This window comes from Pseudomonas sp. GW821-FHT07E12, assembly GCF_058986605.1.
This window is the reverse complement of the sequence record NZ_JBYSVX010000013.1, coordinates 55579-77721: the sequence shown is the minus strand read 5'-3', so window position 1 is coordinate 77721 and position 22143 is coordinate 55579. Positions and strand designations below refer to the sequence as shown.

Sequence of the window (22143 nt, the reverse complement as noted above, 5' to 3'; positions counted from 1 at the left end):
TCTCCTCACCACGAGCCTCGGATGCCCAGCGATATCGCGCGGCCGTTCTTGGCCATCCACTGCACGCGATTGCTGTAGCGCGAATAGGCTTCCTCGATTTCATTGTTCAGATTGGTGGCCTCGGCGAACACCGAAACGTGATCGGTGATCTTGAGGTTCGCGCTCACGTCCACCTGTCCATAAGGCTTGACCGTGGTCGGCTCACCCTGCGAACCACGAACCGCGGCCAGATACTCGTCGCGCCAGTTGTAGGCCGCGCGCAGGCTGAGACGGTCCTTCTCGTAGAACAACACCAGGTTGCCGGAGTTGGCCAACCCGACCACCGCGAACTGACCGGTGGCGATGGCCGGATCGAAGGTCTGCTGGCTGTCCACGTAGGTGTAGTTGGCCTGCACGCCCAACCCGTCAAACGGCTCCGGCAGCTGATCGAAGGTGTACTGGAACGACAGCTCGGCCCCCTTGACCACGGCGGTGTTGGCGTTGACCGGCAACGTTTCCTGGAACGGATAACCCAGGATGGTGGTGTCACGGGTGATGTTGGTGATGAAGTTGTCCACCTTCTTGTAGAAGCCGGCCAACCCCAGGTAGCTGGTGTCGTTGAAGTACCACTCCGCGCCCAGGTCGTAGTTGCGCGCCTTGTACGGCTTCAGGTCCACATTGCCGCTGCTCATCGAACCCGGGCCGGGCGGGCGCACGCCGATGCTCTGGCTGATGCGCAGGCTGGTCAGCGTGGGGCGCGTGAGCGTTTCCGACGCCGAGGCACGCAGCACCAGGTCGTCGCGCAGGTTGATGCGGAAGTTCAACGAAGGCAGCCAGTCGTTGTAGCTGGCGCTGCGCGAAATCGGGATCGGCGGGGTGAAGTGCACCTGGGCGTTGGTGGGATCACCGGGATTGCCGGTGATCGATTCCACCTGCGACGACACCGCATCGGATACCACGTCGGTCTTGACGAAGCGCACGCCCACGTTCAGCACCCACGGCATGTCGCGAAAGCTGTTCTCGAAGTTGGCCATCGCATAGGCCGCGTAGCTCTTCTCGCGCACCTGCCACGGACTTTGCGCCACCGGCACGGCGGTATAGCCACCGTACTTGGCGATGGCATCGGCGATGCGCTGGGCGCGATCGGGATCATCCGGGTTGTAGAACTCGCCGCCTGGTGCGAACTGGTTGTAGGCCGCCGGGCTGGAGAGGAATTGGAAATAGCGCTCGGCATCGTAGGTCAGCCATTGCGTCGGCGAGCCGACCGAGGCGCCATTGACCAGCGAGCCGGTGTTGAACACGCTGGTCAGGTCCGCAGGCACGCGGACCTCGTAGCCGCAGTAGGCGCAGTTGAGATCGTTGTCCGAGCTGCGCAGGGTCACGCTGCTCTTGGTGCGCTTGGAACCTGAAATTCCGAATTTCAGCATCGACAACGTGCCGTCGGTGAAATTGCGGGTCAGGTCGAGCTTGCCTTCGTAAATCTCGTCCCTGCGGTTGTCACCTTCGCGGCCAACGTAATGCGCGCGCAGATCGGAGGTGTCGATGGTGGACAGCAGGTTGGAATAGCTGGGGAAGCCGCCAGGGTTGAGGTTCCAGGTCGGATTGGTACCCACGTTGCGCGCGCCCATCACCATGAAGTACTGCTTGCCGCCGCTGTTTTCCTCGGCCTTGGAGTAGGACCCGTCGAAATCCAGCGTGGTCTGCTCGCCCAGCTGCCAGGCTACGTTGATACCGGCCTGCTGGTTGGTGGAGTCGCGCGGAAAGCTCGCCACGACGAAGTCGTTGGCCAGCCCGCCGGTATCCTTGCGCACGAACGAAGTGGCCGTGCCATTGTCATCGGCGGTGATCTGTTCCACGTCGCCCGGGTCGGTGTACAGGCCCAGCGCGTTGTAGTGCGACTTGATCTTGTAGCGTGAGTACATCGCATCCAGCGTGACCGTCACCGTGTCGGTGGGCTTCCAGTCGATGGCGCCGTTGATACCGGTGCGCGTGCGCTCCTCCTCGGTCACCTGGTATTGCAGCGTGCGCGGGACCGCCACGTTGCTCAATCCGCTCACACCGTTGACGCCACCCGCGCCGGTCAGCCAGCCATCGGTATTGATGTACTCGGAACGATGGTTGCGCTGATAGCGCACCACCCCCAGCGCCGCACCGAAGGTGCCATCGGCATTGGTATCGCTGATCATCGCCGACAGCTTGGGTTTGATATCGCCGGACATGCTGTCCTGCGTGCCCGACACACTGCCTGCGACATGCAGGCCGGGGTTATCCAGCGGCCGTCGAGTCCGGATGTTGACCGTGGCGCCGATGCCACCTTCGCTCAGGTCAGCCTGCGACGTCTTGAACACCTCGACGGTGCTGATCAACTCCGATGGCAGCGTATCGAAACTGAACTCGCGTCCGTCATTGTCCGTGGCCATGGTGCGGCCATTGAGCAGCACCGTGTTGAACTCCGGGCCGAAGCCGCGCACGGTGATGTAGCGCGATTCGCCGCTGGAGCGATCCACCGAAACACCGGCGATGCGCTGCAGCGAGTCGGCCACGTTCTGGTCGGGGAACTTGCCGACATCCTCGGCCGATACCGCATCCAGCGTGCCTACCGCATCCTGCTTGAGCGCCTGCGATTTGCGGATGCTGGCGCGGGTGCCGGTAACCTGCACCGCGTCCAGATTGGTGACGTCCTGCGCGTTCCGGCTTTCGCCTGATCGGTTGGCGGAGGACGCGACGTCCTGCGCATTGGCGGAAGGAGCGGCGGAAACGGCCATGGCCGCCATTGCCAGAAGTCCGCTACGGATTGAAACGGTTAGTGCCGAATGATCCATTTCCCCACCTCGTTGGCTTGTGACAAACGATGGTCGTGCGGTGGCGCCGCCCCCGTTTGCAGGCGCCTTTCATCCCAGCCTTTCCGCTGACCATCGCCGGCCATGCGCATCGGACGTGGGCGAATCCATTTATAAGATAAATCTTATTTATGGCATAGACTGACACGCAAGCTGCATCGCAGCATCGCCTCGATGCCCTGCAGCTCCGCACGTGTCATGGAGAATTTCGCCATCACGCAGGCCGGCCACGCCCGAGTCAGCGTTGCGCACCAGGCTCATGCACCTGGCGTTGCTGCGTGCATGAAACGGCCTATCCGCCGTGTTTTTTCACATCCGCAGACGAGCCGACATAACCTCGGAATCTCGTTCGACATCCCTTCGATCGGCGCTGCGCTCCATACGATGCCGCAGCAGGAAGTGGATGCACTGCAGCACGACCCAAAGCATGCTTGTCAGCGCGTGTCACACCACCCGGCTGGTGCGACCCATGCGTTCCGTTTCGCGCCAGAGAGAAAAAGTCGCGGACGAGCCCGCCTCGGATCGGGTCCTCTAGTCCGCCGCTTCCGGCGCACTGAACCCCTTGCTGTAGATGCCCGAACGATCGAAGCAGCACGCGCGGCGCTTGCCCGAGGCGAGCATGTCGCAGGCGGTATGGATGCGGCGTCCGCGCGTTTCGGCCTTCTTGCCCGAAGTGATCCAGTGGATCCAGTCGCGTCGCGCCACCGGTGTGATGTCATCCCACACGGAACGCGCGGCCGGATGCGCGGCAAGTGCCGTGCGCAGGTCGGACGGCACCGCGGGTTCCGGCTCCACTTCCACCGGTGCGATCTCGAATACGGCGGTATCGCCGACCGCAAGCCCGGCGGCATCCCGCAGCGCCTTGTCGATCTTGAGCCAATGACCACCCTGTCCATCCGGTTCCAGCGTGGCCTGGAACGGATAGCCGGCGAGCGTGCCATCCACCGTGACCATGCTGCGCGTCGGCAGCTTCGCGCTCGCCTCCGCCGGCAACACGAGAAACATCCAGGCTGCCCCCCTGGGCGCCACGGGTCGCAGCAGCTTGGCTTCGAAATGGATCTTGCCGGCGGGCTTGCTCATGGCGGGACGATCGTGGATGTGGCAACGCGGATAGTGCACCGGAGTGCCCGTGGTTTCAGCTGCCCGGTCACGGCAGGTCACCGGCCCAGGCAAGCGACTTGCCGGGTACGCCCTGTCACTGGGCGCCGTCGCCGCAGTCGGTACCGAAAGACATCGACGCCTTTATCGTGAAGCTGACCTCTTGCGCGGCCTGGTACGCGTTAGGATGTCGCTCCCCCACCGGCCCCGCGCTGTAGATCCTGCATGAAGGCCGCCCGCAATCTCGACGAACCCTCGGCGGCATGAGCAACACATCGACCCGCGTGGACACCAGGGCCAGGCCCTGGGTCGAACGTCTGGAGCCATGGCTCGCCGCGCTCATCAGCGCACTGGTGCATCTGCTGATGCTGCTCATCCTGTTGTCTGCCTCCAAGCCCACCATGACGACGCCACAAGGCGCCGCCGGCGGTGGCAGGATGAAAGTGGATCTGGTCGGCAGGACGCCCCCGTCCGACCACCCCACAAAGACCCCGCCCAGCCCGCCGCCGCAAGCGCACAAGCCGGCCCGGACGCGCCCGGCGTCCTCGCCTGTCCGCTCCACGCTGGTCCAGCACTCCAACGATCCGTTGCCACCCGACGAGGACACCCAGGCGACCCGTCGCCTTCCCACGCCGACGCCACGCTCGGACGAATGGCTGCCGGTGCCGCCTCGCCCGCAGGACGACGCCGCGCGCAGCCAGGCCCAGGCCCCCGCCGCAAGCCCCCCGCCCACGCGCCGCACCGAGACCTGGACCGGCCGGCCACCGGGCTCGCTTGATCGAGACATCGCCGATGCCGACGACGGGCAGTCCAACAACCCCGGCACCAATCAGGGCTACCGCAACGATCGCAATACCGGCAATCCCAGCCTGGGCGTAGGCGGCTATCAGGTCTATTACGACCAGCGCAGCGAAACCCAGCTGCGCGCGTGGAAGGAGCAGGGCATGACGGAAATCGCCGTCATCCTGCCAGGCACCGACTACCGCATGGTCTGCCCGTTGGAGACCGCGTTGAGGCGCGGCTCCGGCAAGTGCCGCCTGCTAGCCCCGGACTCCCCGGAATTGAAAGCCATCGGCGATGCTCGCGAGGTCATCAACATGATGGAGGTCTACCACCGGGGAGAAGCGGTCTGGCGCGGGCCGGGGCCGTATCGGTGAGGTGCCTTCGAACGGCACAGCAAGCAAGTGCCCGGATCCGGATGCGGCACGCCTGAGCTGCGCCCGTCAGACCGCTGGCTGGAACGGTGTGGCTTCGCGACCGGGGATGCAACAGAGCGACGGGCTTGCGCAGACGCAATCCGCCTTGAGGCGAGGCGCTCAATCCGCTCGCGGCAAGGCCTCCAGCTGCGCCCTGTAGATCTTGATCAGGGCAGGATCGGCGTCATCGTGGTGCTTGGCGATGAACACGGCCAGCGACTCCCGATATTCCGCGATGAAAGCCCTGTTGCCCGGACTGACGGCAAACTGCGCCGCCGCTTTCTCCACCGGCTGGCGATCCTCGTTGATCAGGTATCTTTTTCCATAGGGTGAAAGCTCGCGCATGACGACGAAATTGCGCGGGAACCCCGGAATATATCTGACCATGAACGTCTCGCCCTCGGGCGGGATGAGGATGGCGTTGGTGATCGGATAGATGCTGGCAGACATCGTGTCGAACTGCGTCACCACGTCATGGCCATCAGCCGTTTTCATCACCACGTCATAACCCCAGACAGGCTGGTCATTCAGGGTCGAACTGGTTTCCTGCGTCTGGGTGATGACCGCCGTTCCGTCGACCCCGAATGCCTGCAGAAACAGCGCATTGAAGATGTGTGCGGTGAAGAAGTTGATCTGGCCATAGATGAAGAAGGCCAGGATCAGCCCATACCAGGCACCCTTCTTTCGCCATTTGGCCAGCGCGTGAGCCAGCAATACCCCCACCGCCATGATGACGGGCCAGGCCCAGAAAGGGTGCTGGGTAAGGAAATACGAGATTGCTGACAGGATGACCATGAAAGCCCTGATCGAGAGGAGCTGCGCTGCCGCAGATTACTATGCGTTCTGTGACTTCTCATGGACGCCGAGCAGCTGTTGATCGATCTTCTACGCGAATCTTCAAGGTGAGCTGGAAAGCTGCACTCTGGCCCTGCTTCGTACTGCTTCGCATCTCTTGATTACCCATTCATCGAGCCACGATCGGCTGTAGTAGGCTGCCAGCTGCCCATATGGAATCCCTGTAGGCCATGGCACTTGATCCATGCGGGGATTGGCTGCAACAGGAGATCACCATGCCACGCATCATGCCGAGCCGATGGACCACGGCCTTTGCACTGACCGCCATTGCGATGATTCCACTATCGTCCTGCGCCAGTGCAGACACAGCACGTACCGCCCCGACACAGGAAGATGTCATGAAATCAGGAGCTGGCCCCATGCTTGAAGAGATTTACGCATCCCGAAAGCCCGTTCGATTCGAACAGATCGATGTCAGCAACATCGTCACCCAGTACTTCCCGTTGGGCACCGGAAAAACCGTCGTCCTGGATGCATTCGGGAAATCTGCCACGTCGAAGATCGTCGAGAACACACCCGGAAAGGTGGTCGTCAGGGACGACAAGGGTCAGGCGATGCTGGATCCGGATGCGCGTTCCGTGGTGATGACCTTCACCCTGGATCCTGAGGGCAAGGTGACGCACGTCGACGCCGTCCACATCAAGAACCAGTAGCAAACCTGGAGCACTTCATGGACGAGAAGATTGAAGTTGGATACCGCAACATCGGCTCGGCACTGGGGAAGGAGTACCACCACAAGTTCCTTCTCTACACGGACAAGGACGGCAACCAGCACACGATCAGCGGATGGACGGGCGATGCGCAGCCCGGGTTGCATTACGGGAGGATGCATGTCGAGACCAACCTCCCCTACGACAAGAGCAATCCCGATCATCCCGACAATCCGAACGCGACCGGGCAGAAGCAGTATCGGGAGGAGATCACCCACGGGGCGGATCTGTCCAAAACCTGGGAACGGATGATCGCCAACGCCAAAACCAAGGATGACAAGTACCCCTACGATCCCCAGCTGCAGAATTCCAACACCTTGGCCGACAGCGTTCTGCGCGATGCGGGCCTTCCCGAACCGAAGAAGGACGGTGCCTTCGGTCACTGGGCCCCGGCGTCGGGACGGCAGCTGGATGAGTCGATCAAACCCACGGTACCGGGGCTCGGCAACTCCGGACGCACGTTCAGTGCGAGCGAGGCACGACCCGATCCACAACGTGAAGCGCGGCTTCGCGATGATCCGCACTTCAAGCAGGCTTTGACCGGACTCGACAGGCTGGGTCCAGACGCCGGCGTCTATACGAATCAGCAGGACAAGGAGCGCATCGCAGGCGCACTCGCTGTGCAGGCCCGGCTACATCAGCCACCGCTGCCCGCGATCCAGGACGTCGTCCCCAGCCCGACCAACGGCAATGTGTTCGCAACCTGGAAAAATCCGGGAAACGATATGGATGTGTTGCGCGCGCATGTCGATAAGGCTGAAGCGGTCAAGCAGCCCTTGGCTGAGAATCTGCAGAAGCTTGAAGCGGCCAATCAGCATGCTGTGCAGGCACAAGACGCGTCTCGCTCCACGGATCAGCCCAGCCATGGGGGGTTTGGCGTCAGGTAGTCGGGGGCCTTGGAGCTTGTTCGCGATCTCCCGCTGGCTCCAAAAAACCTGCTTTTGCTCGTCATTCCCGCGAAAGCGGGAATCCATGGACATTGGCTCTTCAGCAACGATGAGTAACAGCCAAGTCCTTGGATTCCCGCTTTCGCGGGAATGACGATGTTTCGACGTTTCTGCGACTCGCAGAGATCGTGGACGGGCACTTAGAACAGCGTGCCTTGCTCCGGACGCGAACTGAAGCTCGGTGCCTCCGGTACCGGCGCCTGCGTTGAAGCGGGAGAATCACTTTGATCCCCCCCCAGCCGCCGCGCCAACCCCGATAGACGTGTCGCATGTCGTGCCAGTGCGGCCTGCAGTACTTCAGCGCTGGCGGCGATGTGCAACGCGCGGCGGGCGCGGGTCAGGCCGGTGTAAACCAGTTCGCGCGAGAGCACGCGGTTGTCGCGGCGTGGCAGTTGCAGCCAGACCTCGTCGAACTCCGAGCCTTGTGCCTTGTGCACGGTCATCGCGAAGGCGCTTTCGTGGGCCGGCAGGGCGGTGGGGTGGAAGGCGCGGGGTGCATCCGGTGTGTCGCCAGGGAACCAGGCCACCAGCGCGCCACGCGCGTCTCTCAAGCAGATACCGATGTCGCCGTTGAACAGGCGGTGGCGGTAGCTGTTCTCGGTGATCAGCAGCAATCGTCCGTGGAAGTTGCCCGGCCGTGTGCCGCGACGCGAGCTGCCGGCGAGCAGTTCCTCGATGCGGGCGTTGAGTCCGCGTGCGCCCTGCGGGCCTTCACGTACTGCGGTGAGCAGGCGCAGTCGGCCGGCCAGCGTAAGGGCCTCAGTGGGATCGACTGCGTCGGTCAACGCCCGCCAGTGCGCGAGCAGATGCTCGCGATGCAACTGCAGCGGATCTTCCGCGCCTTCGTGGAAGTGCACGCCGGGCAGGCCTTCGCGCAACAGCTGCAGGGCCGTGCCTGCTTCGCCGGTACGCACGGCCTCGGCCAATGGTGCCAGCATCAACTCGCCGCTCTGGCGGTAGCCGCGTTGCAGGTGTACCCGGCGGCCGGCGAAACCGGATTCGGTCTGCTGCGCCGACGGTGTCTCGCCAAGCAGCGGTTGCAGTGCGCGTGCATCGTCGGCGGTCAGCTGCTTGCCGTCGCCGGCAGCGTGCAGGATCGCGGCGAGCACGTCGCCGGCTTCCACCGACGGCAGCTGGTCCGGGTCGCCGAGCAGTATCAGGCGTGCGCCATCGGCGACTGCTTCGACCAGTTTGGCCATCAACGGCAGATCGATCATCGAGGCTTCGTCGACCACCACCACGTCGAACGGCAGCGGGTTGTCGGCGTGATGGCGGAAGCGCGGTGAATCCGGGATCGTGCCGAGCAGGCGATGCAGCGTGGTGCCGGTGGTCGGCAAGCCCTCGTACAACGCAGGGTCGATACCGGCGGCCGGCAACGTCTGCAATGCGTTGCGCAAGCTCTCGGCCATGCGCTCGGCGGCGCGGCCGGTGGGTGCGGCCAGTGCGATGCGTGGTGCGATGGTGCCGGCCTGTCGGGCTTGCGCCTGCAGCAACACCAGCAGGCGCGCGATGGTAGTGGTCTTGCCGGTGCCGGGGCCGCCGGTGATCAGCATCAGCGTGTGGCGCAGGGCTACGGCGGCGGCGCGGGCCTGGTGGTCTTCGCCATCGCGCGGGAACAACTGCTCGAACAGCGGTGCCAGCGCGGTGATATCGGTCGTGTCAGCGGCGTGTGCGGCGATGCGTTGCAGACCGAGTGCGAGGCGTCGTTCGTACTCGCGATAACGGCGCAGGTAGAGCAGGCCGTGTTCGAGTACCAGCGGGGTGTGTTCGCCAGAGGGGCTCGTGTTGTCTGCGGGCGCTTCCACCCAGCGCGAAGTCGTCAGCTGCTCCCGCCACGTCTGCGGATCCGGCCACGCCAACGGCGTTTCGGTCAGACGCTGCGGTTGCACGGGATCGAACGCGGCATGCCCTTGCGCCACCGCCAGAGAAGCCAGCGCGGCGGCGGCCAGCACCGTGTCCGGCGTGTCCGGGTCGAGCCGGCGCAGGCTTTGCGCGAAGGCATGATCGAGCGTGCGCAGTACGCCGTTGCGCAGCAGGTCGTCGAGCAGGCTCATGGCGTGCCTCCCAGGCGTGCCAGCATGCGTGCGTGCGCGGCTTCGCCGCCGGCGAACAGTGCGTCGAGCGCGTGCACCAGCTCCGGCGCGAAGCGGTGCACGTACAGGCCCGGCGAGGGATCACGTGCGGCGTCGAGGCCGCGACAGAACAGATAACGCACGCCGCCGAAGTCGCGTGCGTAGTCGTAGTCCGCGCCGAGCCGGAAGCGCAACCAACGGTGCAGTGCGACGGTATAGATCAAGGCCTGCAGGTCGTACTCGCTGTCATGCATCGCCGCGGCCAGACGCGCGGCGTCGTAACTCGCTAGGCGGTTGGACTTGTAGTCGAGCACGTACCAGCGCCGCTCGCGCACGTAGGTCAAGTCGATCTTGCCGGTCATCAGGCCTTCCAGCCGCTGGCGCAGGCCGAAGCCGCGACGCTGCTCGGTCACGCCATGCGCATGCAGCAGCGCCAGCAACGCCGGCACCGTGGTGGGCTGCATCGCGAAGTGGAATTCGATCTCGGCGCGGCGCTCGTGCACATCCAGCGAGTGCAGCGCGCCGCCTTCGGGCAAAGCGACGGTCAGGGTCTGGCCGACCAGCGGCGTCAGCCGTGCGATGCCGTCCTCGACGTCCTTCTGTTCGTAGCCGCCGTCCTTGCCCAGCAATGCATCGCGCAGGATCTGCTCCTGACCGGTGGGCGCGGCATCACCGGCACGCCAGCTGGCCCAAGCGGAAAAATCCACGTCCTCCAGCGCCTTGTGCAGCACGTTGCCGAAACGGCTGCCGGCAAAGCGTGGATCGAACACATCGGTCACCACCGGTTCTTCGTCGGCGATGTCGGCGACACCCGCAGGCTCATCAGTAGCCGCGCCGCTGTCTTCGGTGGCGGCAGCATTGGTGTCGTGGCCGGCATCGGCGTGCGCGAGCTGGGTGAAGCTGTATACCCACCAGTCGTGCGGCACCGCGCGGGTGATCGCGCGCGGCGGCGGCGGCGCGTCGTCCTGCGTCGCTGGCAAGCGCGGCGGCGGTGCTTCGGCCGACGCTTCGATGATGCGCACGTCCGCATGCGCGGCGAGGGCATCCCGGTTCGACAGCAGCGGTGCCAGCCGCGATCGGCTGGCATCGGCCAGATCGCCGGTGGCGATCCACAGTGCGTGCACGCCGCGGGTCAGGCCGACGTAGAGCAGGCGTGCCTCCTCGGCTTCCTGCGCGCGCTGGGCCTGCTTGCCGGCGGCTTCCCAGGCCTCGTCCTTGTCGATCTTCCAATGCAGTTCGCGGACGTCGCCGGTGTGGATCGTGCAGTGGTTGCCCTTGATGCCGGCACGGCTGCCGATGCCGACGAACGGCAGGTACACCAGCGGGTATTCCAGGCCCTTGCTCTTGTGCAGGGTGATGATCTGCACGCGCTGCGCGTCCGACTCCAGCCGCAGCAGCTGCGCCTCATCGTTGGCATCGGCGTGGGCGATCTGCAGTTGCAGCCAGTCGAGCAGGCCATGCAGGCCGAGCGTGCGCGTTGCGGCTTCCTGCATCAGCTCGCCAAGCTGCAGGTAGTTGGTGAGGCGCCGCTCGCCATCGACCAGGCCAAGCAGGCGTTCTGCCTGCTCGGCGCACAGGTCGGCCACCAGCGCGAACGGGCCGCCGCGCTGCCAGCGTTCGCGCCAATGCAGCAGGCGATCCTGATGTTCACGCTGACACTCGCCGTCGGTTTCCAGTGCGGCGATCGCGCTGGCATCCTCGCCGAGCAGCAACGTCGCCAACGCAGCACGCAGGCGGCCTTCGTCGGATGGTTGCAGCAGTGCGAGCAGCAGCAGGCGCAGTTCGTGCGCCTCCGGCGTGGCGTACAGGCTTTGCCGGCCTGCGGCGACGGCGGGAATGCCGGCTGCGGTCAGCGCACGCTGCACGCGTGTGGCTTCCTTGTGGTTGCGCACCAATACCGCAATGTCGCCGGGTTGCACTGGCTTGCCATCGATCAGCGCGCGACCTGCACGCGCCCCGGACAACACCGCGTGGATGTCGGCGACGCAGGCGGCGGTGGCCTCCGCGCGCGAAGGCTCGGCCAGCAACGGCTTGCCGTCTTCGCTGCGCAGCACGCGCACGGTCAGCGCCGGAGCTGGTGCGCCGTTGCGCAGGTAGTCGGCATCGTTACGTTTTGTGCCGGGCTGCACCGGCTCGAAGCGGATCCCCGCTTCCAGGAACGCCTCCTCGCCGGCATCGGCATAGAGCCGGTCGAGCGCGCGCAGCAGTGCCGGGCGCGAGCGGAAGTTGCGGTCGAGCGCCGGGGCGATGTCGGCCTGGGCCTTGGTGCGCAGGTAGGTGTGTACGTCACCGCCACGGAAGCCGTAGATCGCCTGCTTGGGATCGCCGATCAGAAACAGCGCCGGCGCCGCGCCGAGCTGGCGGACTTCTTCCGAATCGCCGAACACGCGCTGGAAGATCCGCCACTGGCGCGCATCGGTGTCCTGGAATTCGTCCACCAGCGCGATGCGGTACTGCGCGCGCAACTGGGTGACCAGCGCTTCGCGACGCGGGCCGTCGAGCGCATCGGCGACACCATCGATCAGATCGTCATAGGTCTGCACGCGCTTCTGCAGCTTGAGCACGGCCAGCCGCTGGCGGGCCTGATCGCGCAACGCATGCAGCAGCGCCTTTGCACGATGCTGGCGCCAGATCGCCAGATGCTCGCGTTCCTGCATGAAATCAGCGATCAGCGGTTGCAGTGGCGATATCGGCGTCTTGCCGACGTGCGCCTTCTTGGTCTTGGCGCTCAGCGCCTCGAAGGTCAGCTTGCCGATGTGTTTGTCGATGTGCTCGTCGATCTCCCCATGCAGCGGATGCCGGCTCCACTGCCGCAGCTGCTGTTGTAGCAGCACGATCCACTCGGGCTTGTACGACTGTCGGTTGAGCACGTCGGCTTCCAGCGCCGCCATCAGCTGGTCGAAATAGGCATCGCCATGTTCGATGAGGCCTGCCGCCAGTCTGGTGCTGGCGGCTTCGAGCAATGGCCGTGGATCCTGCAGTTCGTATGCGTCCGGTTCCGGCCGCAGCGGCAGATCGCCGACTAGCGCCGCCAGATCCTTGGCCAGCGCTTCCGGGCCGTTCCACAGATCCGTCAGCGCATCGGCATCGGCGGGATCGGCGGCATGCACGCGCCATAGATCGGCGGCCAGTTCGTCGTACAGATCGCGCACGTTGCCGAGCAGTTCGGGCGCATCGAAGCCGTGGCCGCTCTCCAGCGCATGCTCGCGCAGCACTCGCGCGCAGAAGCCGTGGATGGTGAAGATCGCGGCCAGATCGGTTTCTTCGGCGGCGATTTGCAGGCGCCGCGCCAGTTGCTGCGGACTCTCGGTGTTTTCCTGCAGATGGCGCTGCAGGATCGCGCGGGTCAGCGTGACTTCCGGCGCGTCATCGACACGCGCGTCCTGCCCGACCAGCGTCGCCGCCAGCGCCAGCCGCTCGCGGATGCGCTTGCGCAGCTCTTGGGTTGCCGCCTCGGTGAAGGTCACCGCCAGCACCTGGCCGATGCGCAGCTCGCGCTCGACCACCAGCCGGGTGAACAGCGTGGCCAGGGTGAAGGTCTTGCCGGTGCCGGCGCTGGCTTCGATCAGGCGCACGCCGTCCAGCGGCAGCGACAGGTACGGGTCGTCGAGGATCTCGCTCATGCTTCTGCCTCGGCGGTGGCGCCGAACACATGGCCCATGCACACCGCGCCATAGACCAGCAGGCTGTTGCGTTCCAGCTGCGCGTAGCCGGCGGCATCAGCGAACGGGTCGCGTCCGCGCAACGCCAGCGCGATCGCCTCGCCCTCGCCTTCGGCCCAGCTGTCGTTGCCGTCGCCGTGCCACTTCTTGCGCGCCAGCTCGCGACGCTTGCTCTCGTCGCTGCTCCAGATCTCCCAGCCGGTGTAGGGCGCGAACAGCAACGGTTCGCGCAGCCCGCGCGCGCGCAACCGCAGCAGCGCGCGCAGCGCTTCGATCGCCTGTGCAGGCGGTGGCGGCGGCAGCAGATGCGGGCCGATCCCGAATTCCTCATCGTGAAACTGCACCAGCGGCAGCGCCGCGCCCGCGGCGTTGGCCAGCAGCCAATCCAGGCCGGAACGGATCGCGGCATTGCCGTTGAGCGCGCCGACCCGCAAGCGCGCGATGCCGCCGGCGTGGATGCCATCGACGCGCCCGTGCAGGCGCACGCCGTCGATGTCGACTTCATAGCGCTCGGAATGGGCCGGCTGCTCGCCGCGCCACTGCGCGTAAGCCTCGACATAAGGACGCGTCGTGCCGAGCAGCGCCTGGAACTGGCGCGCGCCGAGCGCGCCGGACGGCAGCAGCGCGCGGGCACGCAGATGTTCGTACAGACCGTCCTCGTGGTGCTCCAACACGGCTTCGGTCAGCGCCTGCTGCAAGTGCACGCGCTCCAGCCCGCGCGCCGGTATCACCAGCGGTTCGACATCCTCGGACTGCTCGATCGGATCGGGCAGGCGCAGGCCCAGCCGCTGCGCCAGGAACTGGCCGGCCGGATCGAGCAGGAAGCGCCGCAGCGCATCCAGCGACAGTTCCTGTTCGGCCTCGACTGGCGCCGGCAGTGGTTGTTCAAACCATGGCGCCAGCGCCTGCCGCGCCCCCCCGAGACTGCCGGCAGCCGGATGCCACTGCGCGCGATAGCTGAAGCGACGCGGCTCATCGCCACCGAACGCGGCCGCCGCGAACGGCTGCAACGGATGTCGCACCACCAGCTGTTTCTTCGCCGCGTCCGCATCGACGTGGTACTGCGCGGCGGCCTCGACCAGCTCGCTGACCAGCACCGACGGCTCGCGCTCACTGCCGTCGCGCGGATCGGCACCGAGGTAACTCAGATAGAACACGTCCTGCGCCGAGGCGAACAGCTGCAGGAACAGGAAGCGATCGTCCTCGCGCAGCGAGCGGTCGCCGTGACGGCGGCGTGCGGTGCCGAGTTCGGCGGTCAAGCGACTCAAGCCGGCAGCCGGGTCGCGGCGCGGGAAATCGCCGTCGTTCAAACCGAGCACACAGATCACCCGGAACGGCAGCAAGCGCATCGGCACCATGCGCCCGAAGCTGATGCCGCCGGTCAGCAGCGGCGCGCGCGTGTCGGCCTCGGCCAGCACCGCACTGAAATGCGCGCGTACCACCTCGGCCGGCACCGGTTCGGCGAAACCGGCCTTCGCGGCTTGATCGGCGAATTCGCCGATCAACTTGCGCAGCCGGTCCAATGCACGCTGCCCGGCCGGATCGGATGGCTCTTGTGGCAACAGCGCGTTGAGCAGGCCGAGCAGGCGTTCACGCCACGCCACCGGGGTCAGTGCCTCGGCGAGGGTCTTCTGATGGCGGGCGAGCACGCGCAGCAGCCGGATCAACTGATCGAGCGCGTCGAGCGCGCCGCCTTCCAGTTCGGTCCACGGCGCCACGCCGGCGATCTCGCCTTCGCCGCCGCTGGCGTGGCCGAGCAGCAGCCGGTCCAGCGCGAACTGCCAGGTGTAGGCATCGTCAGCCGGCGCCAGGTGGCCGGCGCGATGTGCAGCGTCCAGGCCCCAGCGCGCGCCGGCCGCCTGCAGCCAGCCGTGCAGGCGTTCCAGCGCGGGCGCATCCAGGCCGGCGGCCGTGGCGATCGGCGCGCTGCCGAGCAGGTCGAGAATCTCGTTGAGGCCGAAGCGCGATATCGGCAAGCCCAGCAGGCGCACGAACACCTCGGCCAGCGGCTCGCCGGCCAGCGGGCTGGTATCGGCGAGCGCGTAAGGAATGTGCGCGGCGCCGTCCTGGCCGCCGAACACCGCTTCCAGGTACGGCACGTACGGATCGATGTCCGGCGCCAGCACCGCGATCTCGCGCGGCTGCAATGGCGGATCGAAGCGACGGTCTTCCAGCAATCCGCGCAACTGGTCGTGCAGCACCTGCAGTTCGCGCAGACGGGTGTGGCAGGCATGCACCTGCAGGCTCGGGTCGTCGGCGCGCAGCGTGGGCCGCAATGCGCCGGATGGCTGCGCATGCCGGTGGAACAGGTCGGCCTGCAGGCGATGCAGCAGCGAATCGCGCAGGCCGCCTTCGTCCAGATTCAGACCACCGCGTGCCTCCGGCTCGGCATAGGCACCGATCTCGCCCGCCGGATGCACCACCTCGTAGCTGCCCAGCACCGCCATGAAATCACGTCCGGCCGCGCCCCAGGCCTGCAGCAGGCGGTTCTCGCCGGCGAATTCGTTGAATGGATCCTCGACCCCGCCACGCAGTTTCTCGGCCAGCGTCTGCAGGTCGCCCCAGTAGGCCTGGGTCGGTGTCGGCAGGTAGAAATGCAGCGTGCCGGCGCGCGCCTGGGTGGCGATCACCCGCAGCACGTCCGGCGACACATTGAGCGTGGCGAAGGCGAACACGCGTGCTGGCAGGCCCTGCGGCAACGGTTTGCCGACGCCCTCGTAGCGCGCCAGATAGTCATTGATGCGGCGCGCGCGGTGCTGGCTGCCGCCGGCGATGTCGCGCCACAGGATCGCCTGCGGATCGCCCGGATCGGCCCCGGCTTCCCAGCGCAGCAGCCAGTCGCGGCGCCAGGCCTGGTACTTCTCGAACACCGAGCCCAGCTCGCCGGCCAGCGCCCACGGCTTGAGCGGATCGGCGCCGGACAGATAACCGGCCAGTTGCGCCATCGCCGGCCGTGCCAGCAGCTCCGGGTCGGTCAGCGCCGCGTACAGCCGCCAGTGCAGGCCGGCCGCATCCAGGTCGTCGCGCTCGCCGGGCACGTTGGCGCCCAGCGCGCGCGCGACGAACTCGCCCGGGGTGAGGAATTCCAGATTGGCGGCGACGCCGTACTCGGCGGCCAGGGTCGATTGCAGCCAGCGCCGCATCGCCACCTGCGGAATCAGCACCGTCTCCGGCACCAGCAATGGCTGGCCGGGTACCGGCCGACGCAGCTCGTGCGCCAGCAGCGATGCCAGCACTTCGAGCGAATTGGAGTGATAGAGACGGAAATCGGGTACTGCGTCGGCCATCAGGACATAGTGCCGCAGGGTGGTCGCAGACGATAAGACGTCATCAGGTTGTGCCTCGCGCTTTGCGGTCTTGTGGGAGGGACTTCAGTCCCGACAGGCTGCCCAGGAAGGCGTCGGGACTGAAGTCCCTCCCACAGGGGCCCGATCAACCCGATCCGCAAGAGTCCGACACCGCTTCCATCTTCATGAATGGCCGCTGCGCGGCCTGACTCGCCGGCAAGTCCAGACACACGCCCAGACCGGATAACAAAGATGGCCAGCCCGTGCACAAAACAGCCTGTTCCCTATTCATGCACCTGACCGGTGGTCGAACGGCCCCCGGGATGAGATAATACTGGACCGTCCAGTTCTGAAAAACTTAGTCCGGCTGAGTTCAGCCGGTGGACGTAAACCTAGCGCGTTGATTTTCTGTTAATGGTGGCGATGACAGCTTCCGAATCCCCTGTCGTGCAGTTGTCCGGCGTCCGCATCGACCGTAGCGGTCGCACGATCCTGCGCGACGTATCGCTCGATGTGCCGCGCGGCAGCATCACCGCGATCCTCGGTCCGTCGGGCAGCGGCAAGTCCACGCTGCTGGCGGCGCTGACCGGTGAGCTGCGTCCGGTTGCCGGCACGGTGAAGCTGTTCGACGCGCCGATCCCGATCGGCACCCGCGCGCTGCTGGAGACCCGCCGCAACGTCGGCGTGCTGCTGCAGGGCAACGGCCTGCTGACCGACCTGAGCGTGGCCGACAACGTCGCGCTGCCATTGCGCACCCACACCAGACTGCCCAAGGCGCTGATCGCCCGCATCGTGCAGATGAAGCTGCACGCGGTCGGCCTGCTCGCCGCGGCCGATGCCTGGCCGCGCGAACTGTCCGGCGGTATGGCGCGACGCGTGGCGCTGGCCCGCGCGCTGGCCCTGGACCCGCCGCTGATGATCTACGACGAGCCGCTGACCGGGCTCGACCCGATCGCCTCGGGCGTGATCATGAGCCTGATCCAGCGCCTCAACGACAGCCTCGGCCTGACCAGCATCATCGTCAGCCACCACGTCCACGAGACCTTGCCGATCTGCGATCAGGCGGTGGTGATCGCCAACGGCAGCATCGTGTTCTCCGGCACCCCGGCGCAGCTGGAAGCCAGTACCGACCCGCTCGTGCAGCAGTTCCTGCATGGCAATCCTGACGGCCCGATCCCGTTCGATGCCGCTCCGCGCGCAGCCAGGAGTGCCGCCTGATGGCCTTCGCCGAATCGATCCGCTCGCTCGGCCGCGCCGGCCTGTTCTCGCTGACGGTGATGCGCGGTTCGCTGCCGACCCGCGACTTCCTGGCCGAGCTGACCCGCGAGATCTACAAGATCGGTGCGCGCTCGCTGCCGATCATCGCGGTCGGCGGTGCCTTCGTCGGGCTGGTGCTGACCTTGCAGGGCTACCGCACGCTGACCACCTACGGGGCGTCGGATGCGCTGTCCACGCTGCTGGGCCTGTCGCTGTACCGCGAACTGGCGCCGGTGCTGACCGCGCTGCTGTTCATCGGCCGCGCCGGCAGCTCGATCGCCGCCGAGCTGGGCCTGATGCGCGCCACCGACCAGATCAAGGCGCTGGAACTGATGGCGATCGATCCGGTCGCCAAGGCGGTGGCGCCACGCTTCTGGGCGGCGGTGCTGACCGTGCCGCTGCTGACCGGCGTGTTCTGCTCGCTGGCGATCACCGGTGGTTATTTCGAAGCGGTGCATGCGCTGGGCATCGACAACGGCACGTTCTGGTCGGGCCTGCGCAACAGCGTGGACCTGTGGAACGACTTCGGCGTGGCGATGCTCAAGTCGGCCGTGTTCGGCGGTACCGCCGCGCTGGTCGCCGCCTATGTCGGCTTCAACGCCGAGCCGACCATCGAGGGCACCTCGGTGGCCACCACCCGCGCGGTGGTGAACGCCTCGTTGCTGGTGCTGATGTTCAATTTCGTGCTTTCAGCACTCATGTTCCAATAATGCGAGTCCCTCGCAAAAGCCCGCACATCCATGTGCGGGGACTCGAAGAAAAGCCCGCTTCGGCCCAGGCCGTGGCGACCGTTAGACAAAGGATGCAATGACCATGGCCATGCGTGGACCCCGACTCGAATTCGCCGTCGGCGCCTTCCTGGTGCTGACCCTGGCCTCGCTGCTGGTGCTGGCGGTGGCCTCGACCAACAAGCGCTGGGGCCTGGGCAGCAGCGAGTACGACCTGACCGCCCGCTTCACCCAGATCGGCCAGCTCAGGAAGCAGGCGCCGGTGCGCATCGGCGGCGTCAACGTCGGCCAGGTCAGCAACATCAGCCTGGACCCGAAGACCTTCGAGTCGGTGGTGACGCTGACCATGGACGACCAGTACAAGGATCTGCCTGCCGACACCTCGGCCGGCATCTTCACCAGCGGTCTGCTCGGTGAGAGCTATATCGGGTTGCAGCCCGGTGGCGATCCCGACGTGCTCAAGCCCGGCGACGAGATCGCCTTCACCCAGCCCGCTGTAGATCTGATCCAGCTGGTCGGCAAGTACATGTTCAGTGGTGGCGGCGATAAATCCGGAAATGAATCCGGATCAGGCCAAGCGCCGGCCGCATCCGACGCAACCACGCCTACTCCCACGGAGCCGCAGAAATGAAGACCCAGTTGCTTTCGACCGTCCTGACCGCCGCCCTGTTCGCCGGCGCGCCCGCCACCGTGTTCGCACAGGCCGCCGCGCCGGCCGCCAGTGCCAGCCAGGGCGCCGCCACCAAGACCGTGATCGACGCCAGCAGCAACGTGCTGACCACGCTGCAGCAGCGTCGCCCCGAGTTCAAGCAGAACCCGGCCGCACTGCGCCAGTACATCGACACCCAGCTCAACCAGCTGTTCGACCGCGAGTACGCCGCGCGCCTGGTGCTGGGCGTGCATGCGCGCGGTGCCTCCGAGGCCGACGTGCAGCTGTTCGCCGATGCGATGGCCGACAGCCTGATGCAGCGCTACGGCTCGGCGCTGCTGAGCTTCGACGGCAAGCCCAGCTTCCGCGGCAAGTCCGAGACCGCGCTGCCGGGCAACCGTGGCGTGAAGGTGTCCACCGAGCTGCTGCGCCAGGGTGACGATCCGACCCCGATCGACTACCTGATGCGCAACGTCAACGGCCAGTGGAAGATCTTCGACGTGGTGATCGAGGGCATTTCCTACGTGCAGACCTTCCGCAACCAGTTCGACGCCCCGCTGCGCCAGAAGGGCATCGCCGAGGTCGCCAAGGAACTGCGCGGCGGCACCCTCAGCACGCAGCCGAGCAATGGCAAGTAACGACGCCAGGCTGTATCGCGACGGCGACGCGCTGGTCGCCACCGGCGCGCTCGACCGCGGCGCGGCCACCGCGCTGTGGCCGCAGCTGCAAGGATTGCTGGACGGCAGCGCGCGCCTCGACCTGAGCGGCGTGACTCGTCTGGACAGCGCCGGACTGGCGTTGCTGGCCGAGGCGGCGGCGCGGCTGCGTTCGCGCCGAGGCGGCGATGTCGGCGTACTTGGTACTCCCCCCGGCCTGGAAGAACTACGGGCCGCCTACCGCCTCTCGCCGGACCTGGACTTCCAGGCCTGATCGGAACCGACATGAACGTCACTCGCTCCCTCGCCCTCGTCCCGTTGCTGGTGTTGCTGGCGGCCTGCGCCGGAAAGGCACCGAAGTCCACGCCGCCCGCGGCCGCACCCGTCGTGGAGGCCCCCGCAGTGACGCCGGCGCCGGCCATGGCATCCGCTGTGGCCGAACCGGCCAGCGTCGCCGCGCCGGTCGGGGCCGGGACCACGACCACGCCTGCCGCAACCGAAACCGCCGCCGGCAGCGCGCCGACCGGGGCCGAGGACGACTACGCCGCGCTGTACGGCGGTCCGGCACCCAGCGCCAATGCAGCCGCGCCGGCCGGCCAGGTCGCCTACGACCCGTGGGAGCGCTACAACCGCGGCATGCATCGCTTCAACCTGGGCGTGGACAAGTACTTCGCGCATCCGGTGGCGACCACCTACGTCAAGATCACCCCCGCGCCGGTGCGGCTGGGCGTGACCAATTTCTTCGACAACCTGAGCGCGCCGGTGACCCTGGTGAACCAGGTCCTGCAAGGCCATCCGGTCAAGGCATTGCAGACGCTGGGCCGGTTCGTGATGAACTCCACGCTCGGCATCGGCGGCCTGTTCGATCCGGCCAGCGCCGCCGGCATCCCGCGCGGCAATGGCGACTTCGGCCAGACCCTGGGCGTGTGGGGCTGGCGCAACTCGCGCTACTTCGAGCTGCCGTTCTTCGGCCCGCGCACGGTGCGTGACACCTTCGGGCTGGCCGGCGACATGCCGCTCTCGCCGATCCGCGAGGTCGACAACGACAAGGTCCGCATCGGTCTGCAGGGTCTGCAACTGGTCAACACGCGCGCACGCCTGCTGCCGTTGGACGAGATGCGCAACCAGGCCCCCGACGAATACGCGCTGACCCGCGATGCGTGGTTGCAGCGCCGCAACTACCAGATCCAGCAGAGCCTGCATCGCGGCCAGAAGGACGAGGACACGCTGCCGGACTACCTGCGCGACGACAACACCGTGCCGGCCGGCGCGATGCCGGTGCCGCATTGGGGTAATTGATCTGATCGGCATGGTTTGAGTTTTGGAAATGAAAAAGCCCGGGAGCGATCCCGGGCTTTTTTTGTGGGTTTCTCACGGGACGCCGCACATCCTTGTGCGGGTGTCCTCCTTTGGGCTGCGATCCTGTGGGAGGGACTTCAGTCCCGACGCGCTGTACCGGTAGAGCGTCGGGACTGAAGTCCCTCCCACAGGGAAGCCCTGGCCGCGAGGCCCCTTGCTACGACCTTGCCCGCTTACGCCGCCAGCGCAGCGTCGATCGCGTCGCGCAGGCGTGCATCGTCGGCGGCGATGTCCGGGGAGAACCGGCCGATCACCTGGCCATCCTTGCCGACCAGGAATTTCTCGAAGTTCCACAGCACGCCCGGCTGCGCGTTCGGCTCGATGCCGAAGCCCTTCAGGCGCTCGCGGAACGGGCCGTCACCGGTGGCCTGCGGCTGTGCAGCGATCAGCGCCTGATACAGCGGGTGGGTCTGCTCGCCGGTGACGGTGATCTTGGAGAACATCGGGAAGGTCACGTCGTAGGTCAGCGAGCAGAACTGCTTGATCTCTTCCTCGCTGCCCGGCTCCTGGCCCTTGAAGTCGTTGGCCGGGAATGCGAGCACGTCCAGACCGGCGGCGTGCTTGTCGCGGTAGAGCTTTTCCAGCCCTTCGTACTGCGGGGTCAGGCCGCACTTGGAGGCGACGTTGACCACCAGCAGCACCTTGCCGGCGTGCTCGGCGAGCGTGGCCGGGGCGCCGTCGATGGTGGTCAGCGGGATGTCTTGGATCGAAGTGGACATGCGGGACTCCAGGGAGAGGGAAACGGGGGCGACAGGATAAACCTGGTGTTGCAGATTTCCGTTGCCTTGTAGGAGCGGCGTCAGCCGCGATGGGGCTTTATCGATAAAGCCCTGTCTCTTCTACACCTC

The 22143-nt window shown here is 66.3% G+C and carries 16 protein-coding genes; 9 read left to right on the top strand and 7 right to left on the bottom strand.

Annotated features, from left to right (window positions below):
- Positions 1-5: 5 nt before the first annotated feature.
- The gene (locus tag AC3WJE_RS09755) at positions 6-2744 is read right to left on the bottom strand and encodes a TonB-dependent receptor (RefSeq protein WP_493730594.1); all 2739 of its coding nucleotides are present in this window, start codon (positions 2742-2744) and stop codon (positions 6-8) included.
- 606 nt (positions 2745-3350) lie between these two features.
- The gene (locus AC3WJE_RS09750) at positions 3351-3899 is read right to left on the bottom strand and encodes a YdeI/OmpD-associated family protein (protein WP_493730593.1); all 549 of its coding nucleotides are present in this window, start codon (positions 3897-3899) and stop codon (positions 3351-3353) included.
- Between the two features lie 281 nt (positions 3900-4180).
- Here AC3WJE_RS09750 and AC3WJE_RS09745 point away from each other — a divergent pair, with 281 nt between their 5' ends.
- A complete protein-coding gene (locus AC3WJE_RS09745) occupies positions 4181-5074 on the top strand; it encodes a hypothetical protein (protein WP_493730592.1) in 894 nt (297 codons plus the stop codon).
- A 159-nt stretch (positions 5075-5233) separates the two neighbouring features.
- Here the strand turns inward: AC3WJE_RS09745 and AC3WJE_RS09740 are convergent, their stop codons facing one another.
- A complete protein-coding gene (locus AC3WJE_RS09740) occupies positions 5234-5908 on the bottom strand; it encodes a hypothetical protein (protein ID WP_493730591.1) in 675 nt (224 codons plus the stop codon).
- Positions 5909-6183: 275 nt separating this feature from the next.
- Here AC3WJE_RS09740 and AC3WJE_RS09735 point away from each other — a divergent pair, with 275 nt between their 5' ends.
- Both AC3WJE_RS09735 and AC3WJE_RS09730 read left to right on the top strand, forming a co-directional pair.
- The gene (locus tag AC3WJE_RS09735; protein WP_493730590.1) at positions 6184-6621 is read left to right on the top strand and encodes a DUF6393 family protein; all 438 of its coding nucleotides are present in this window, start codon (positions 6184-6186) and stop codon (positions 6619-6621) included.
- 17 nt (positions 6622-6638) lie between these two features.
- A complete protein-coding gene (locus tag AC3WJE_RS09730; RefSeq protein ID WP_493730589.1) occupies positions 6639-7565 on the top strand; it encodes an XVIPCD domain-containing protein in 927 nt (308 codons plus the stop codon).
- A 200-nt stretch (positions 7566-7765) separates the two neighbouring features.
- Here the strand turns inward: AC3WJE_RS09730 and recD are convergent, their stop codons facing one another.
- From recD to recC, 3 genes are read right to left on the bottom strand one after another with little or no spacing between them, the layout of a single operon-like run.
- Positions 7766-9679 carry an exodeoxyribonuclease V subunit alpha gene (gene recD / locus AC3WJE_RS09725; protein WP_493730588.1) on the bottom strand — a complete coding sequence of 638 codons (1914 nt, stop codon included), beginning with the start codon at positions 9677-9679 and terminating at the stop codon, positions 7766-7768.
- On the bottom strand, positions 9676-13320 hold the full coding sequence (gene recB, locus AC3WJE_RS09720) for an exodeoxyribonuclease V subunit beta (protein ID WP_493730587.1): 3645 nt from the start codon (positions 13318-13320) through the stop codon (positions 9676-9678). The genes recD and recB overlap by 4 nt, the downstream gene beginning before the upstream one ends.
- Entirely contained in the window at positions 13317-16646 is a 3330-nt protein-coding gene (gene recC / locus AC3WJE_RS09715; RefSeq protein WP_493730586.1) for an exodeoxyribonuclease V subunit gamma, read from the bottom strand. The genes recB and recC overlap by 4 nt, the downstream gene beginning before the upstream one ends.
- A gap of 423 nt (positions 16647-17069) precedes the next feature.
- Between recC and AC3WJE_RS09710 the strand changes: the two genes are divergently transcribed.
- From AC3WJE_RS09710 to AC3WJE_RS09685, 6 genes are all read left to right on the top strand, one after another.
- On the top strand, positions 17070-17864 hold the full coding sequence (locus tag AC3WJE_RS09710; RefSeq protein WP_493730585.1) for an ABC transporter ATP-binding protein: 795 nt from the start codon (positions 17070-17072) through the stop codon (positions 17862-17864).
- Positions 17864-18613, top strand: coding sequence for an MlaE family lipid ABC transporter permease subunit (locus tag AC3WJE_RS09705; protein WP_493730584.1), 750 nt, complete (start codon positions 17864-17866; stop codon positions 18611-18613). Before AC3WJE_RS09710 ends, AC3WJE_RS09705 begins: the two co-directional genes overlap by 1 nt.
- Before the next feature lie 109 nt (positions 18614-18722).
- Positions 18723-19262 carry an outer membrane lipid asymmetry maintenance protein MlaD gene (gene mlaD, locus AC3WJE_RS09700; protein WP_493730583.1) on the top strand — a complete coding sequence of 180 codons (540 nt, stop codon included), beginning with the start codon at positions 18723-18725 and terminating at the stop codon, positions 19260-19262.
- The gene (locus tag AC3WJE_RS09695) at positions 19259-19918 is read left to right on the top strand and encodes an MlaC/ttg2D family ABC transporter substrate-binding protein (protein ID WP_493730582.1); all 660 of its coding nucleotides are present in this window, start codon (positions 19259-19261) and stop codon (positions 19916-19918) included. Before mlaD ends, AC3WJE_RS09695 begins: the two co-directional genes overlap by 4 nt.
- Positions 19908-20210: an STAS domain-containing protein gene (locus AC3WJE_RS09690; RefSeq protein WP_493730581.1), complete on the top strand. Its 303-nt coding sequence runs from the start codon at positions 19908-19910 to the stop codon at positions 20208-20210. Before AC3WJE_RS09695 ends, AC3WJE_RS09690 begins: the two co-directional genes overlap by 11 nt.
- 11 nt (positions 20211-20221) lie before the next feature.
- Positions 20222-21235, top strand: a complete 1014-nt coding sequence (locus AC3WJE_RS09685) for an MlaA family lipoprotein (RefSeq protein WP_493730580.1) — start codon at positions 20222-20224, stop codon at positions 21233-21235.
- Positions 21236-21468: 233 nt separating this feature from the next.
- On the opposite strand, the gene AC3WJE_RS09680 is transcribed toward AC3WJE_RS09685, so the two are convergent.
- Positions 21469-22014 carry a glutathione peroxidase gene (locus AC3WJE_RS09680; RefSeq protein ID WP_493730579.1) on the bottom strand — a complete coding sequence of 182 codons (546 nt, stop codon included), beginning with the start codon at positions 22012-22014 and terminating at the stop codon, positions 21469-21471.
- Positions 22015-22143 lie beyond the last annotated feature (129 nt).